The 16,211-nt window shown below is 42.3% G+C and carries 17 protein-coding genes; 4 read left to right on the top strand and 13 right to left on the bottom strand.

The annotated features are described in order from the left end of the window. Positions 1-32: 32 nt before the first annotated feature. The 3 genes from TPSD3_RS11890 to TPSD3_RS11880 all read right to left on the bottom strand — a co-directional run bounded on the left by TPSD3_RS11890 (position 33) and on the right by TPSD3_RS11880 (position 2,484). On the bottom strand, positions 33-647 hold the full coding sequence (locus TPSD3_RS11890; protein ID WP_140048547.1) for a hypothetical protein: 615 nt from the start codon (positions 645-647) through the stop codon (positions 33-35). 31 nt (positions 648-678) lie between these two features. Continuing rightward, positions 679-1,638: a prolyl aminopeptidase gene (gene pip, locus TPSD3_RS11885; protein WP_176329857.1), complete on the bottom strand. Its 960-nt coding sequence runs from the start codon at positions 1,636-1,638 to the stop codon at positions 679-681. Positions 1,639-1,785: 147 nt separating this feature from the next. Then, entirely contained in the window at positions 1,786-2,484 is a 699-nt protein-coding gene (locus tag TPSD3_RS11880) for an OmpW/AlkL family protein (RefSeq protein WP_245391588.1), read from the bottom strand. A 428-nt stretch (positions 2,485-2,912) separates the two neighbouring features. Between TPSD3_RS11880 and TPSD3_RS11875 the strand changes: the two genes are divergently transcribed. Continuing rightward, positions 2,913-3,665: a Crp/Fnr family transcriptional regulator gene (locus TPSD3_RS11875; RefSeq protein ID WP_086488751.1), complete on the top strand. Its 753-nt coding sequence runs from the start codon at positions 2,913-2,915 to the stop codon at positions 3,663-3,665. Between the two features lie 9 nt (positions 3,666-3,674). On the opposite strand, the gene fdx is transcribed toward TPSD3_RS11875, so the two are convergent. The 9 genes from fdx to TPSD3_RS11830 form a co-directional block, all read right to left on the bottom strand. Then, the gene (gene fdx / locus TPSD3_RS11870; protein ID WP_086488750.1) at positions 3,675-4,013 is read right to left on the bottom strand and encodes an ISC system 2Fe-2S type ferredoxin; all 339 of its coding nucleotides are present in this window, start codon (positions 4,011-4,013) and stop codon (positions 3,675-3,677) included. Further along, complete coding sequence (gene hscA, locus TPSD3_RS11865; RefSeq protein WP_086488749.1) at positions 4,006-5,892, bottom strand: Fe-S protein assembly chaperone HscA; 1,887 nt, start codon at positions 5,890-5,892, stop codon at positions 4,006-4,008. Before hscA ends, fdx begins: the two co-directional genes overlap by 8 nt. Positions 5,893-6,108: 216 nt before the next feature. Continuing rightward, positions 6,109-6,624: a Fe-S protein assembly co-chaperone HscB gene (gene hscB, locus TPSD3_RS11860; RefSeq protein WP_086488748.1), complete on the bottom strand. Its 516-nt coding sequence runs from the start codon at positions 6,622-6,624 to the stop codon at positions 6,109-6,111. Positions 6,625-6,632: 8 nt separating this feature from the next. Beyond that, complete coding sequence (gene iscA, locus TPSD3_RS11855) at positions 6,633-6,956, bottom strand: iron-sulfur cluster assembly protein IscA (RefSeq protein WP_086488747.1); 324 nt, start codon at positions 6,954-6,956, stop codon at positions 6,633-6,635. Between the two features lie 95 nt (positions 6,957-7,051). Next, positions 7,052-7,480, bottom strand: coding sequence for a Fe-S cluster assembly scaffold IscU (iscU, locus tag TPSD3_RS11850; RefSeq protein WP_086488746.1), 429 nt, complete (start codon positions 7,478-7,480; stop codon positions 7,052-7,054). Positions 7,481-7,512: 32 nt separating this feature from the next. After that, positions 7,513-8,733 carry an IscS subfamily cysteine desulfurase gene (locus TPSD3_RS11845; RefSeq protein ID WP_280938419.1) on the bottom strand — a complete coding sequence of 407 codons (1,221 nt, stop codon included), beginning with the start codon at positions 8,731-8,733 and terminating at the stop codon, positions 7,513-7,515. Between the two features lie 36 nt (positions 8,734-8,769). Then, positions 8,770-9,906: a cysteine desulfurase family protein gene (locus tag TPSD3_RS11840; protein ID WP_086488745.1), complete on the bottom strand. Its 1,137-nt coding sequence runs from the start codon at positions 9,904-9,906 to the stop codon at positions 8,770-8,772. Between the two features lie 38 nt (positions 9,907-9,944). After that, complete coding sequence (gene iscR, locus TPSD3_RS11835) at positions 9,945-10,424, bottom strand: Fe-S cluster assembly transcriptional regulator IscR (protein ID WP_086488744.1); 480 nt, start codon at positions 10,422-10,424, stop codon at positions 9,945-9,947. 188 nt (positions 10,425-10,612) lie between these two features. Then, the gene (locus tag TPSD3_RS11830; RefSeq protein ID WP_086488743.1) at positions 10,613-11,182 is read right to left on the bottom strand and encodes a cytochrome b; all 570 of its coding nucleotides are present in this window, start codon (positions 11,180-11,182) and stop codon (positions 10,613-10,615) included. A 37-nt stretch (positions 11,183-11,219) separates the two neighbouring features. On the opposite strand from TPSD3_RS11830, the gene TPSD3_RS11825 reads away from it, so the two are divergent. Continuing rightward, positions 11,220-11,594, top strand: coding sequence for a hypothetical protein (locus TPSD3_RS11825; protein WP_086488742.1), 375 nt, complete (start codon positions 11,220-11,222; stop codon positions 11,592-11,594). Between the two features lie 38 nt (positions 11,595-11,632). Here the strand turns inward: TPSD3_RS11825 and TPSD3_RS11820 are convergent, their stop codons facing one another. After that, the gene (locus TPSD3_RS11820) at positions 11,633-12,463 is read right to left on the bottom strand and encodes a hypothetical protein (protein ID WP_086488741.1); all 831 of its coding nucleotides are present in this window, start codon (positions 12,461-12,463) and stop codon (positions 11,633-11,635) included. Between the two features lie 114 nt (positions 12,464-12,577). Between TPSD3_RS11820 and TPSD3_RS11815 the strand changes: the two genes are divergently transcribed. Both TPSD3_RS11815 and rfbD read left to right on the top strand, forming a co-directional pair. Next, positions 12,578-15,202: a PAS domain S-box protein gene (locus TPSD3_RS11815; RefSeq protein ID WP_086488740.1), complete on the top strand. Its 2,625-nt coding sequence runs from the start codon at positions 12,578-12,580 to the stop codon at positions 15,200-15,202. Positions 15,203-15,294: 92 nt separating this feature from the next. Further along, positions 15,295-16,182 carry a dTDP-4-dehydrorhamnose reductase gene (rfbD, locus tag TPSD3_RS11810; protein WP_086488739.1) on the top strand — a complete coding sequence of 296 codons (888 nt, stop codon included), beginning with the start codon at positions 15,295-15,297 and terminating at the stop codon, positions 16,180-16,182. The last annotated feature ends 29 nt before the right edge of the window (positions 16,183-16,211 follow it).

Here is a 16,211-nt window from a genome sequence, read left to right as displayed (position 1 = left end):
GTCTGTGACAAACACAATCCTTAATGTCTCAATTAATCACTTATTTTTTTATGGCTTGAAGCTAAACGAAAAGCAACCCAACTAATCCCTAAAGAAAAAAGAAATGTCACTGTATTAGCCGTCTTAATTACGCTGAGTGCCACCAAATGCGGATCAACACCGTGATGATCGCCCACTGCCTCATGAGAAGCCGCACAAAGCCCCATTAATTCTGGATTAATATAACGCATCAATAACGGCATAATAATCGCCACAATTAAAAATTGACCACTCAATAAGTAATAAATCCGAGCATCTGCCCCCGTGTTTTCTTTTAACCACAGATAAGCAAAACTGGCCATCAATGTCCAAATCAGCAATAACACATAACTTTCTACATTTAACCAACGTTCTATAAAAAATCCCGCCACGCTGGCCGTAATAATCACCAAACTAAACCAACCCCCATCCCCTAATGTCCCCCCACATTTGCGCCAATTGATGTAAAAATAAGCGGTAAAAACAAACCAAATGGTGAGCGTAATCATTGTCCAAACGCCCATTAAAGCCTCAACATAATAACCCATCATGGTAAAGCCAAGCATTGCCATTAAAAATTGGGAAGGACTACCATAATCAGTTTCTTTTTGCGCCAATTCACTCATCATTATCACTCCTTTATTTCAGATGGTTATGTTATTACAAAAATAATTGTTGTGCCATCGTTTCTGTGGCAGTAATTAAAGCCCGTTGCATTTCAGGATAATGGGCTAAATGGCCGCTATTGGGAAGGCAATGAAACGTGCTATTTTTCCACGATTGATGCAATTGCCATGCGCCATTCAGTGGACAAATTAAATCCTGTTGTCCATGAATAATCATACTGGGAATAGATTGTAAAGATTCCATATTTCGCAAAATCTGATTTTCTTGCAAAAAACAGCGATTCATCATGTAATGACTCTCTATTTTCGCCGCCATTAACAATTCGGGTTCAAATTCATTTGGCGGCAAAAAAGTGCCAAAACTCACCACACACGCCCCCCACGCCGACCATTGTAAAGCCGCTTGTTGTGCCAACGCGATATCATCACCCGTTAAACAATGGTAGTAATAGGGTAACGGGTCTTGGCGTGCGGCTTTTGGCAGCCACGCCGTGAAATCTTGCCATTGTTGCGGAAAAAATTCCAGTAATGCCGTCGGCCGATACACCCAATCTATATCTTGTTGCCGCGCTAAAAAAATACCCCGCAGAATTAAACCCAATACCCGATGCGGATAATCTTGGGCATAAAGTAAGGCTAATGTTGATCCCCACGATCCACCAAATAACACCCATTGAGAAATACCTAAATATTCCCGAATCTTTTCTAAATCTTGAATTAATTCAGAGGTGTTATTGTGTCTTAATTCGCCTTGTGGTTGTGCAGTACCACTGCCGCGTTGATCGAATAAAATAATGCGATAATAAAGCGGATTAAAAAAACAACGGTGATAGGCTTTACAATGCGACCCCGGACCACCATGTAAAAACACAATGGGAATGCCTTGCGCATTGCCCGATTCTTCCACTCGCAAACGATGTGGCGCAGTCGTGCTGATGTCGTGAATGGCATAAGGACTGATTTCGGGAAATAAAAGGGTTTCTACATCATCCATGGGCATATTCCTATGTCCTGCTTTTCGTTGAAAACAAAGAAAAGGGACAACCTCGCTTGTAACGAAGTTATCCCTTTGGGTCAAAGTCGCAGGATTTTACAACAATGATAAAGTTAAGATGCCAAGATAAGCATTTATTCGGTAGAATTAGAAGCGTCTGCCGACACCTAAACCCAATACCCAAGGATTGATGTCCACATCGACTTCTACGTTGCCCAAAGCTCCTGATTTGAAGGAAGCGGTGGTGTTGATGTCGATATATTTAACGTCGGCATTTAAGAACCAGTCGTTGCCCATGTCAAAGTCAACACCGGCTTGCGCTGCCCAACCCACAGAAGAGTCTAATTCTAAATCTTTAACACCGCCTAAACCGGTGTTTAATGAGGCTGTCGATTCTTCATCAAAGAAAAGCGTATAGTTCGCACCAAAACCAACGTAAGGACGAATTTGTCCTTGCGGCAGGAAGTGGTACTGTAACAATAAGGACGGCGGCAACACACGTGCGCTTAAAATTTCGCCGGGGGCTAAACTTTTTAATGTAGCACCTTTAGAAGATACGCTGTGCTTGGTGGGAATGTCTAACAACAATTCCACGCCAAAATTTGACGTGATCATGTAGGTAATATCTAAATCTAAAGTAAACGCGCTATCCACACTGACATCCGTGGCAGGAACAGGCGTACCATTTGATGTGGCATTAGAACTCTCGTCATCGGGAGAAATATTGATGATACGTCCGCGCACCAACCAATCTCCTTCTTCTAAGGCCATCACCGGCGCAGCCGCTGCACCTAAAGCCCCAGCCACCATCACGGGTAATGCGAATTGAGCAAACATGTTAGACATCTTAACGATTCTCCTTTATTTGAGATTTAAAGTTTTGGTACAACTGCGTTGTTTTTACTGACCTCATTTTAAGCCCTGTGTTGTCGTCTTGCTTTTGGCCTGCGCCTATTTTATGGAAATACAACAAAGCACCCAAAATCAGGATAAAAAAATCCGTCCGAGTGATAAATGACACGCATTTGAAATAAAAACCCGGTCTGTGTCATTATCATATCCTTTTGATGCGAAAATTAAAACGGCTGTCGCGCTTGTCGGTGAAAATAGTTTTAGATTCGTCTGACAATATCGACCACCAAAGGAGAAAACATCAACCGTTGAGTCTAACATGGATTAACAGATCGATTGAGAGCGTTTTATTCTTGCTAAAATACACTAAACTGTTAGAGTGCCACATTAACCTAAGTTAATCTTGAGTTTTTTTATCGGATATGGCTAATCATTTAAAGAAAACAAATACTATTTCTTGTTCGGTCTGTCCCGTGCGACAACTGAGCATGTATCAAGCGATTCCAGACATTCAACTGGATATTGTACAACAATATCGAGCGGAACAACGTGTGGTGTCGGTAAAAACTCACCTCTACCACCAAGGAGAAAAACACACCAATACTTATACGCTGTTTAGCGGCTGGGTCATGCTGTACAAAACACTGAGTAATGGCAGTCGCCAAGTCTTACGCTATGCGTTGCCGGGGGATTTTCTAAGTTTTCAACCCGATATGGCGGGGCCAATGAATCATTCCGCACAGGCTTTGACGGACTGTGTGGTTTGTGTATTTCCACGCCAGAATTTACTGGAAATGTTTCACAAACACCCAGAATTAGCGGTGCAAGTGGCGTGGATTACAGCGCGAGACATGGCGTTGGGACACGAATATTTGGTGAGTATTGGGCGGAAAAACGCCCGCGAACGCTTGGCGTTTTTATTTTTAGAACTGTTTCATCGGATGCGGATGCACGTGCCTTCGTTGGGAAATACAATACCTTTTCCGATGACGCAAGAAGATATTGCTGACACCATTGGTCTGACATTAGTCCACGTGAATCGCACATTGCGCAGTTTACGGCAAGAAGGGTTAATTAAATTAGCGCATCATTCTTTAACCATTTTAGATTATGCGGCCTTATCCGAATTAGCAGGTTATAATGCGGAAAATTTAGTGAATCAACCCTTGTTATAAAACGAGGAATTAGTGTGTTTCTTTGGCGTAATTTAAAGTATAGCGGGGGATTTCGATGAGCAAATCTTCATTACCGATTAAGGCTTGGCAAGCCAGTCGAGATTCTGCTTCTAATCCCCAGGCTTTATCTAACAAATCTTCTTCTTGTTCAGTGGCGGTGGTGAGGGAATCGAATCCTTCGCGCACAATGACATGACATGTCGTACATGCACAAGACAATTCGCAGGCATGTTCTAACTCAATGCCGTTGTCCAGTGCGGCACGGCAAATGCTAGTGCCTGTTTTTACTTGAATTTCCGCGCCGTTGGGGCAGATGTCTTGGTGGGGTAAAAAGGTTATTTTAGGCATGTTCAGAATCCTTGAGAAAATCACTGACGCGCTGTCCGGTCATCGCGCTACGAATGGCATTATCCATACGACGTGCGGCGAAGGATTGCGTGACGGCATCCAAGCGTTCAATGGCTTGGCGAATGGCTTGAGGGTTTTGACCTTGTGCGACTTTTAACAAGGCGTTTAAGGCCGCATCAATGGCTTCAAATTCGCTTTGTTTCAGTAAGCGGCGGTCTGTTTGTAGTGCTGAACGTAGCGCATTAACCACGCGGTCGGCTTCTACCTGCTGTTCGCGTAATTCACGAAGTCGGGCATCTTCATTGGCTTTGTTGTACGCATCGCTCAACATTTTTTCAATATCACCGTCGGTTAAGCCATAAGAAGGTTTAACAGTAATCTCACTGTAACGTCCTGTGGTCTGTTCTTGTGCGGTGACGCTTAATAATCCATCGGCATCGACTTGAAAAGTCACACGAATTCGCGCCGCGCCTGCCACCATCGGTGGAATTCCACGCAATTCAAAACGCGCTAATGAACGACAAGCCGTCACTAAATCCCGTTCCCCTTGTAAAACATGAATCGCCATTGCGGTCTGCCCGTCTTTAAATGTCGTAAACTCTTGAGCGCGTGCGACGGGTAAGGTGGTGTTTCGGGGAATAATTTTTTCTACCAATCCGCCCATCGTTTCAATGCCCAATGACAAGGGAATGACATCTAACAATAACATTTCATTATCAGGTTTATTACCGACTAAAATATCCGCTTGAATGGCTGCACCAATTGCCACAACTTTATCGGGATCAATATCGATATGGGGATCGCGCTGAAAGAAATCGCGGACTTTTTCTCTTACTCTGGGCATTCGCGTAGACCCCCCGACCAATACCACTTCTTTAATATCCGCAATGGTTATTTTGGCATCGCGTAAAGCACGGTGACAAGGGGCTAATGTTTTTTGAATGAAAGGGTCTATTAATTGATGTAATTGTTCACGAGAAAGTTCGCCTTGCCATTCTTTATCTTGCGTTAAAGGAATGGCTAAAGACACGCAATTTTCCTGACTCAGAGCTTCTTTAGCGGCGCGTGCAATGGATTGAATTTGACGGGCTTGCTGTCGATCTGCGCTGTGGGTTAAATTGGCTTGCTCCATAATCCAACGACTAATGGCTTGATCAAAATCGTCGCCACCTAACGCCGAATCGCCTCCTGTTGCCATGACTTCAAAAACACCTTTTTGCAGGCGTAAAATAGAAATATCAAACGTACCGCCGCCCAAGTCATAAATGGCATAAATGCCTTCGGCTTGTTTGTCCAAACCGTAAGCGATAGCGGCAGCAGTGGGTTCATTGAGTAAACGTAAAACATGGAGTCCAGCCAAACGAGCAGCGTCTTTAGTGGCTTGTCGCTGGGCATCATCGAAATACGCAGGAACGGTAATGACAGCTCCGCTGAGTTCATCGCCGAGCGTTTCTTCAGCGCGTTGCTTGAGGGTGCGCAATATGTCGGCTGAAATTTGGACGGGGCTTAATTCTCCCGCGGCGGTATTGAGTGATAACCTATTGTTATCATTAGTGAATTCGTAAGGAAACTCTTTACCAATACGTTGTATATCTTCGATTCCGCGTCCCATTAAACGTTTTACTGATGCAATAGTATTATGTGGATCAGATACAGCGTATTCAAAAGCAGCATACCCGACCAGAGGCGGTTGTTGTGCGTTGTAATGCACAACGGAAGGCAAGAGATGTTGACCGTTGGCATCAGGCAAGGTTTCAGCCATGCCGCTACGCACGGTGGCGACAAGCGAATGGGTCGTTCCCAAATCAATGCCCACCGCAAGTCGATGTTCATGCGGCGCAGGGCTTTGTCCGGGTTCACTGATTTGTAACAGGGGCATGGGGAGTCCTTGGGGTTAGAGTAGTGTCAACTGTTTTCCTCGTTCCCACACGGCAAGCCTGTAAAATAACTCCTAAAACACCATTTTTTCATTCGTAATTTATTGATTTTTCGTTGTCAAATACTGAAAAAATGAGGTTCTTTTACAAAACCAGAATGTGGGAACGAGATAAAAATCATTATAAACTTAGTTTTTGCACAGATTCTAAAATTTTTTTCAAAACAACAACTCCTCCTCCAATCGCAGAGCTTCCTCCCGTAATTTTTTAAAAAATTGCATTTGGCGGGTGGTTTTTTTAGCACTTGGCCAATCTTGTTGCGAAAATTGTTGTGATAATTGATGGGTTAAATCTGTTAATGCCTGTTCAATTTGCGCGAGAAAAGAAGCCATCGCCATTAAGGGAGCGGCTTGGTGTTTTAACTCTGCCAATTGCTCACGCAATTCTAATTGCTGCATTAAAAAAATCGCATCCATACTCGTATCGGTTTCATCTACGGGAAAACCCATTAATTGCAATAAATATTGACTGCGCGAAATCGGATTTTTTAACGTCTCAAAAGCGTCATTGATTTGCGTGGCCTTTTCAATCGCCAAACGTCGATCTCTATCGCTGGCATTCACGTATTTATCGGGGTGAATGGTGCGTTGCAATTCTCGATAATGCACTGACAATTTATCCGTATCAATATCGAATTGAACGGGCAAATTAAAAACATCAAAATAGCTTGTCATAATTAAAATTAAACGCTAAAACTTTCACCACAACCACATTCATTTTTAACATTGGGATTATTGAATTCAAAGCCTTCGTTTAAACCTTGCCGCACATAATCCAATTCTGTCCCATCTAAATAAGCTAAACTCTTGGGATCGACCACGATTTTAACGCCGTACGATTCAAAAACTTGGTCTTGTTCTTCCACTTGATCCACAAATTCCAATACATAAGCCATTCCTGAGCAGCCCGTTGTTTTTACACCCAAACGTAAGCCTATGCCTTTACCGCGTTTCTCAATGGCTTTCTGCACGTGTTTAGCGGCTTTATCGGTCATTGTTAATGCCATCTTTAAATCACCTTATTTTAGATAATTGAATCAACACCAACGCCGCAAATATTTTTTTATAATAATATTCGCGGCATTATTTCACTAACAGCATATTAACCTAACGATGCCACCGCCGATTCATTCACAGAATCAGCCACTTTAGGTCGCTGTTTTTCTTCGTAATCTTTAATTGCGGCTTTAATCGCTGATTCTGCCAAAACAGAGCAGTGAATTTTAACAGGCGGTAAAGCCAATTCCTCAGCAATTTCTGTGTTTTTAATGGCTGCGGCTTGTGCCAATGTTTTGCCTTTGACCCATTCGGTTAATAACGAGCTAGAAGCAATCGCAGAACCACAACCATAAGTCTTAAATTTAGCGTCTTCAATAATGCCATCTTGTCCGACTTTAATTTGTAAACGCATCACGTCACCACACGCAGGCGCGCCCACCAAGCCCGTTCCTACCGAGTCATCGGCTTGATCAAAATTGCCCACATTACGGGGATTTTCATAATGGTCAATCACTTTTTCACTGTAGGCCATTTTAAGGTTCTCCTGTGTCTCAAATTAAAAAATTAATGCGCTGCCCATTGCACCGACTTTAAATCAATACCCGCTTTGTACATATCCCATAAAGGCGACAATTCCCGTAATTTACCAATTCTACTGCGAATTAAGGGAATGGCATAATCAATTTCTGCTTCTGTGGTAAAGCGACCAAAACTAAAACGAATAGAACTGTGCGCTAATTCGTCGTCGCGTCCCAATGCCCGCAACACATAAGACGGTTCTAAGCTCGCTGAAGTGCAAGCAGAACCTGATGAAACCGCTAAATCTTTTAACGCCATAATTAACGATTCGCCTTCCACATAATTAAAGCTAATATTCAAATTACCCGGTACGCGATGTTCTAAATCGCCATTCAAGTAAATTTCTTCAATATCACGAATGCCTTCTAAAAAACGATTCCGCAAATGCAATAAACGCGCTGATTCGCTTTCCATTTCCGCTGCAGCTAAATGAAACGCCTCGCCCATACCAACAATTTGATGCGTCGCCAGCGTGCCAGAGCGCAGCCCGCGTTCATGACCGCCGCCATGCAATTGCGCTTCTAAACGCACCCGTGGTTTACGCCGCACATATAAAGCCCCAATGCCTTTTGGCCCGTAAATTTTATGCGCGCTAAATGACATTAAATCCACTTTCATTTGCGCCAAATCAATAGGTATTTTACCTGCACTTTGCGCTGCGTCAACATGAAATAAAATGCCTCTCGCCCGCGTCATTTCTCCAATTGCCGCAATATCAGAAATCACACCAATCTCATTATTCACGTGCATTAAGCTGACTAATATCGTGTCAGGACGCATAGCTGATTCCAGTTTCTTTAAATCCAATAAACCATTGGGTTCTGGGTCTAAATAAGTGACTTCAAAGCCTTCACGTTCTAATTGGCGACAAGTGTCTAATACCGCTTTATGTTCGGTTTTACAAGTAATTAAATGGCGGCCTTGTTTTTGATAAAAATGGGCTGCGCCTTTAATGGCTAAATTATTGGATTCTGTTGCGCCTGATGTCCACACAATTTCTTTGGGATCGGCATGAATTAATGCGGCGACTTTCTCACGGGATTCTTCCACTAATTTCTCGGCCGACCAACCAAAAGAATGAGAACGCGATGCAGGATTGCCAAAATGACCTTTTAATGTTAAACATTGCATCATTTTTTCGGCCACTCGTGGATCAACGGGTGTGGTGGCTGAATAATCCATGTAAATGGGAAGGCTAATGTCCATGATAAACTCCTTCGCAATAAGGCGAAAATAAAACAGTTAATTATTTATAAGTAACGGGGGTAAATTATCTAATAATTCCGTGAATGCAGCGAGAAAATACTGCACTTCTTCTACCGTGTTTTGTTGACCAAAACTGATACGAATGGCGGTATCGGCTTGTTCGTCGGCAATGCCCATCGCAAGCAATACATGACTGGGTTCTGAGTATTCGCTGTGACAGGCTGAACCACTGGAGAGAGCAACGCCTCTGCGATCCAATTCCATCACGCTGGTTTCACCTCGTAAGCCTTTGATTGTAATTAAAATGGTATTGAGCAAACGGGGCGAATTGATTCCGATAGTCTGCACACGATCTTGTTGTGCTAGAGCGGTTTCTAATTTTTGACGTAAAACATGCCAATGTGATTGACGTGCGCTTAATTCTTGTCTGGCGTAGTCGCAAGCACTGCCAAATCCCACAATAGCGGCTACATTTTCTGTGCCTGCCCGCATTCCTTTTTCTTGTCCACCGCCTTGTAATAAAGGCGTTAGTTCTTGACTTTTATTGATAATTAACGCACCCACACCTTGCGGCCCATGAAATTTATGCGCCGATAAGGTCATAAAATGTACACCCAATCGGGAAAAATCAACGACAATTTTACCCGCCGCTTGCGTGGCATCGGTGTGAATTAAAATACCTTGTTGTCGCGCCGAAAGCGCGATTTCACTGACATTTTGTAAAACACCAGTCTCATTATTCGCCAACATCACGGAGACCAAACGAGTCTGATCTGGCCACTTTTCTGGTACTTGGGTTTGCCCGTGGGAATCGGCTGGGAGTCTGTAAACGTCCCAATTGCGCGCTGCCAGAGCCGTCGCAGGCTGTAAAATGGAGGGATGCTCCAACGGACTGATGGCCACTGTAGCCGATTCAAATTGCGTCGCTAATCCTTTTAAAATTGTATTATTTGCTTCCGTGCCGCCGCTGGTAAAAATCACTTGGCTGGGTTGTACATTGACCAACGCCGCTACCTGTTGTCTCGCTAAATCAATGGCTTGGCGCGCACGACGACCCGCTTGATGCACACTAGACGCATTGCCATGACCATTTTTTAAAAACGGCAACATGGCTTCCAGTACTCGCTCATCAAGCGGAGTCGTCGCATTATTGTCAAAATAAACCCGTCTCATTTGCAATTAGTCAATGATAGAAAAACAAAATAAATAACTTAAATCGCTTCAATACGTCGCTCAATACTGCGCATAGAATCCCGACGAAAATTAAAACAATGCGAAGGCAATTCTTTGGCGCGTTTTTCTACCACTTGAGCCAGCGTAATGTTGCTTAAAAAATGGCGAATCTCTTGGCTTAAATCAGACCATAATTGATGGGTTAAGCAAGTGTCTTGTTCTTGGCAATTTTTCAACCCTTTGCAACGGGTGGCATCGACGTGTTCATCCACTGCGCTGATCACTTCAGCCACGGTAATTAAGCCCGCAGAGCGACTTAAACGGTAGCCGCCGCCGGGTCCACGTGCGCTTTCGACCAAACCTTGTTTACGTAACTTGGAAAATAACTGCTCTAAGTACGACAAAGAAATGCCTTGTCGCTTGGAAATGTCAGACAACGTGATAGATCCTTGATCGTGGTGAATGGTCAAGTCTAACATCGCGGTGACGGCATAGCGTCCTTTTGTAGTCAGTCTCATGGGCTTGCTCCTCAAATGAGTGTGGGAATGGCTAGGGATTGTGTGGAGTAAGCATGACATAGTTTAGTAAAATAGTCAAGATTTAATCCGACTGTTTTTATCAAGTATGACACTCTTGAAATCTACCTGCCTTTGTCCCATTTAGACTATAATTAACACAAATCACGTGAATAAGGTCGCGGAATGACTTACGATTTTTCTTTTAAAGAAATCGGTAACATGCGTCTTAATGTATTGTCTTTTAAAATGAAATGGTGTTTAATAACACCTGCGATGTGCAGAAAAAATAACAGGTAAAATAAATAAGCTCCGTAAATATGTATTGCCAACGCAAATAATTCTAATTCTTTACTACGTGCAATAGCAACCCTAGGAAAAACGTCAAATAAGCCAAAAAAATTGGTTTTATAGCCCCCACCATAAGAATCTAATAAGCCAGAAATGGGCATGATAATCATGACCGCGTAAAGACCTAAATGCACCCCGTGTGCAAGCCATCTTTCATAGCGGTTTAGGGTCTCTGGTAATAACGGTGTTGGATTAACCCACCGCCAAATAATGCGGATAATAATCAGTACAAAAACCAGCATTCCTAATGATTTATGTAGGCTATATAATTCCCATTTTTCGGGACTATCTTCCATCGCAGTCATGATTAATCCTAAAGGAATTAACGCTGCGAATAATAAAACAATACTCCAATGTAAAAAAATGGCAATTTGACCATAACGTTGTGTGGTATTGCGAATGGGAATCATGGTGTCACTCCTTTGCTTTGATTGTGGAGAATTAAAAATGCGTTTATTGCAAAAAATAGGCTTATTATTTAAGCAAAAATCACAGCAATATCAGGATAATATGAATCCGATCTTGTTGAATCAAGCGGCAAATATGCCTTGTGTAGCAGAAGAAATTACTGTTGATAACGGTGGCCTTTCTCTGGCATTGGCGCAGGAATTAAAACGTGCCAGCCATTTATTTTCTCAATTAGAACAAGTGCGAGAAGAAGCCCAACATTTAAGCCAATGGGTTTATGAACATCACGAAGATTGGTTATTGCAACAACACGCATTAAAACAGCAATTACAATCTTATGAAAAAATATTAGAACAAACCACATTGGAATTTCAAGCCACAGAATCTCGCTTATTGAAAATAATGCACAAATAGCCGTTTATTATTGCGGCTAAATGCTGAGTCATTTTTTTTCATTCCTCATCCTCTGGCCGCGTCAAATTGGCGCGGGGTTCTCTTAATGCCCGCAACAATTGGCGATGCTTTTCTTCCATCGCCATTATCTCGTTTAAATGCCGATCATAATCGCCTAGCAACGTATTTAATTGCGCACTCATTTCGCCTAAACGGGTTAAATCCATTCCCAATTCATTTAATTCGGGTAATTGTTGCAATGCCTGATGAATATTTTGATTCGCTTGGTAATGGGCTTGATAATGGTGTGCATTTTCCTTAATAACCGTCATTAACTCCAGCCAATCACGCAATAAAGTTTGCAGGGCTTGCATAGATTCTTGTGTCGCTTGTTGGCGTAACTGGGCGATCTGCTCGGGAGCGCGCTGCGCCTGTTGTTGCTGCTGTTCCAATTGGGCGATGTATCGACGCAAATGGTGCAATTCTTCCTCTTGAGCGGCGTAATGGGCTTGCTGTTGTTGCAATTCTGTACTAAGTTGTTGCAACGGCAAAATGGCTTGTTGTAATTGTTGGTTTTTATTTAAAAAATCCTGCAATTCTTGCTGTAGTCGATGCAATTGTTGTTCAAAATCTTGTCCTTGATAGCTTGGGTCTAAAAACGGCAATCCTTCGCGTAAAAAATCGGCCGTTATTTTGCCAATGCCTTGATATTCTAAGAATAAATCCGTTAAATCATCGTGGTCTAATTGGGATATTTCTGTCGGGCTACATTGACTTTGTTCTAACAGTAAACGTATAAATTCCAGCAGTTGACGCTGTTGATCGGTTGGATCGGTGTTTTTTTGCAATTGTTGCCATAAATCGTTCTCTTGGGTAAATGCAGTTTTCATGGCGATAACACTAAATGGTTAATGGAGTGAAACAGTGATTTTTAGTTTTTAATAATGGCATTAAATATGCTGTGTTAGTTTGTATTAAATAGGATTTATTAGGAAATAACGTTTATGGCATTTGATTGGTCGGCAAATATTTTTTTTCAACATAATCCTGCATTATCTTGTGTGCTTGAGGCCAGTGGTGAATTATTAGCGGTGAATTTGCGTTGGCAATTATTGGGTTATCCGTCGTTAGAATTAATTGATTCTTGGTTGGGTTTATTTCATCCTGCCGATCAAACGCTTGCTGCCCAGACATTACAACAGGTGATAGAAACACAACACGTTCAATCTTTTCATGGGCGTTTGCGTCGTGCCTCGGGAGATTATCAAAGCGTTTTATGGCAAGTCAATTGGCAAGAAGAAATCGCGCATATTTTATGTGTGGGATTTGAGCAAAATGATGTGATTAAAACAGGAAATCATTTGCTTGCGGTTGAAAATTTAAATACGCAATTAAAACTATTTAAAACCATTGTCGATATTTCTAAAATAGCAGTCGAAATTTGGTATATAGAAGGACAATATGTTTATACCAATGCCGCACATCAACTATTATTTAAATATAATGCCGATGATTTAGCCCATTTAAATCAAAATAGCTATTATTCCCCAGAGGCTTATCGTTGTTTATTAGAAGAGATTTTGCCTTGCTTATCTGAACATATATTTTGGGAAGGTGAGTTGTTAATGCAAGAGCCATCGGGGCGTTTATTTAATACCCGTGCGCGTTTTGAATTAGTTACTGATGATGAGCATCGTCAAAGCAGTTTTGTGGTGGGAATGATGCGCGATATTTCCGAGCATCAAGCCTTACAAGATGCTTTGCGGTATGAACATCATCAGTATGAAACCATTTTTCATGCCGCACCTTTGGCTATTTTATATAAAGATGATCAAAATCGCATTATTCGGGCAAATCGTTATGCGGCTGAATTGTTGGAAACCACGCCTGATCGTTTGATGGGAATGTCGATGTATGATTTATCACCCGATCAAGGTGAATTGCATTATGAAGAAGATTTATCGGTGATTCATACGGGACAGTCTATTTTGTCACGAGTAGAAGAGTTTTATGAACGGCAATGGTCGGTGAGTAAAATTCCTTATTATGATTCGGATAATAAAATTATTGGGGTGATTTCATTTGCCATCGATTTGACTGAGCAAGTCTCTAAAGAACACCAATTAAAATATGAATTAGATAAGTATAAAACTGTTTTTCAAGCAGCACCTGTTGCCATTATGTTTAAAGACAAACAAGGCAAAATTGAATCTGCGAATTATCAGGCTTCTGCAATGATTAGCCGTGCTTTAGGACAACCGTTATCTCCAGAAATGTTGATCGGACGCTATGACTATGATTTATTTCCAAAATATACCGAGCAATATCGTGCCGATGACTTAATTTCTATTAATTCAGGACAACCCCGTTTAGGCACAATAGGCGAATATCCTCGCGGCTATTTACAAAATGATCGCATTCCTTATCGAGACGAAAAAAATCATGTGATTGGCGTGATTAGTTTTGCACAAGATATTACACGACAAGTGCGGGCGCAACATGCTTTGCAAGAACGGGCAGAAAGTTTGCGCGTGTCTTTGGAATGTTTACCCATTATGTTATGCGTATTTGATGATCAAGGCCAAGTGGTTTTGTGGAATAAAGAATGTGAAAGAGTCACGGGTTATTCGGCGGCTACTGTTTTGCATAATGCCAGTGCTTTTGATTTATTATTTCCTGATGCCGCGTATCGAGATGAAGTGATTCAAACGGCTCGCTTAATGATTGAGCGTTATGATGGTTTTAGAAATTGGGAATGTATCATGACTTGCCGCGATGGCAGTGAGAAAACCATTGCGTGGTCGGTTTCTACAGAGGTTAAATTAGCCGATTTCGCGCTGTGGTTAGTCGGACAGGATGTCACAGAGCATCAACATACTTTAGAGCAAGTGTTGTTAAATGAGGAGCGTTTTCGTGCGGTGGTCGAAAATATGCCCATTATGCTCAATGCTTATAATGCGTCGGGAGAATTTGTGGTATGGAATCGGGAATGTGAAAAAGTAACGGGTTATCTTTCGGCCGATATTGTTCGGCGTAAAGATGCGTTAATGTTGCTTTATCCAAAAATGGAATATCGAGAAGAAGTGCGGCGACGATTATTTAATGAAGATACGTGTGTGCATTATGAAACGGAAGTGACGTGTAAAGATGGTACGCATCGCATTATTTCTTGGTCTAATGTCTCGCGGCATTATCCTATTTTCGGTTGGTATGGTTGGATGATTGGGGAAGATGTCACGTCTTTAAAGAAAATAGAAAAGATTTTTAATAGTCACGATTCTTTATTGTCTCGTGCCTTAGATGGGGTGAAAACCAGCATTGCGATTACTGATGGCAGTGGGCGATTTATTTATGTCAATCGGGCGTGGGCAAAATTGTTTGATTATGCGGTTGAAGATTTGTTAGATCGTCATTTTAATACGATTTTACCCAGTCATTTACATGGTGTTTTTTTAAGTCATTATTTCAGTTTCTTTCTTAATTTAAATAGTAATAATCACTTCTCTAAATTAGATCAAGCCATTACGGTGAATAAAAAAATATTAGCGACTATTTTCACAGGATCATTAGTTAAAATGCAAGACACTGCCCAAGCCTATGTGGCTTGGACTTTGGAATTGCAGCCATAATAAAGATTGACAGAAATTCATGTCGCCATTAGCCTATCTCTATAAGTGTTTATTACAAATCGAATCCATTCGCTACAAAGAGAATCAAAGTCATGCCGCAACTTTTACTTTTAGGCACCACGGGACAAGTGGGGTGGGAATTACAACGCTGTTTGAGTACGTTGGGTGAATTAACGGTGGCCAATCGTCAACCCAGTGCAGGTCAACAGTATGCCGATTTAGCCGATATTGATTCTTTGTATCGCTTGATTCGGCAGGTCAAGCCAGAGGTGATTGTCAATGCCGCCGCTTATACTGCGGTGGATAAAGCCGAAGAAGAAAGTGATCTCGCTCATGTGATCAATGGCACGGCACCAGGCGTTTTGGCCGAAGAAGCACAACGTTTAAATGCTCTTTTGATTCATTATTCGACGGATTATGTTTTTTCTGGTGAAAAACAAACACCTTATGTGGAAACAGACCCTGTGAATCCATTGGGTGCGTATGGTGAAAGCAAATTGGCCGGTGAGCGGGCTATCATGGACACGGAAGCCACCGCGTTGATTTTTCGCACCGCTTGGGTGTATGGGATGCGCGGTAAAAATTTTTTATTGACCATGCAACGCTTGGCACGGGAACGGGACGAACTACGTGTGGTCGCCGATCAGTGGGGCGCGCCCACGTGGAGCCGTAGTATTGCCGAGGCGACTGCGCAGGTGTTGAGTCAGTTGCTTGCGCCGTCTATGAAAAATACGCTTAAAAATTACCGGGGTGTTTATCACCTCACTTGTGCCGGCGAAACGAATTGGCATGGATTCGCCCAATCAATTGTGCAACACGGCGAAAGACAAGTGACCGTTCATCCAATTACCACGGCCGATTATCCCACTCCAGTGCGTCGCCCCGCTTATTCGGTGTTGTCGAATGAGAAATTAACGGCAACTTTTGGCTTAAAATTACCCGCATGGGACACGGCATTGCGTTTGTGTTTGGAAAAATAACAATTGAACCAAGCCATGTCGCAAATTCA

Source organism: Thioflexithrix psekupsensis (assembly GCF_002149925.1).
GTDB classification, from domain to species: Bacteria; Pseudomonadota; Gammaproteobacteria; order Beggiatoales; family Beggiatoaceae; genus Thioflexithrix; species Thioflexithrix psekupsensis.
This window is presented reverse-complemented; position numbering and strand designations above follow the sequence as displayed.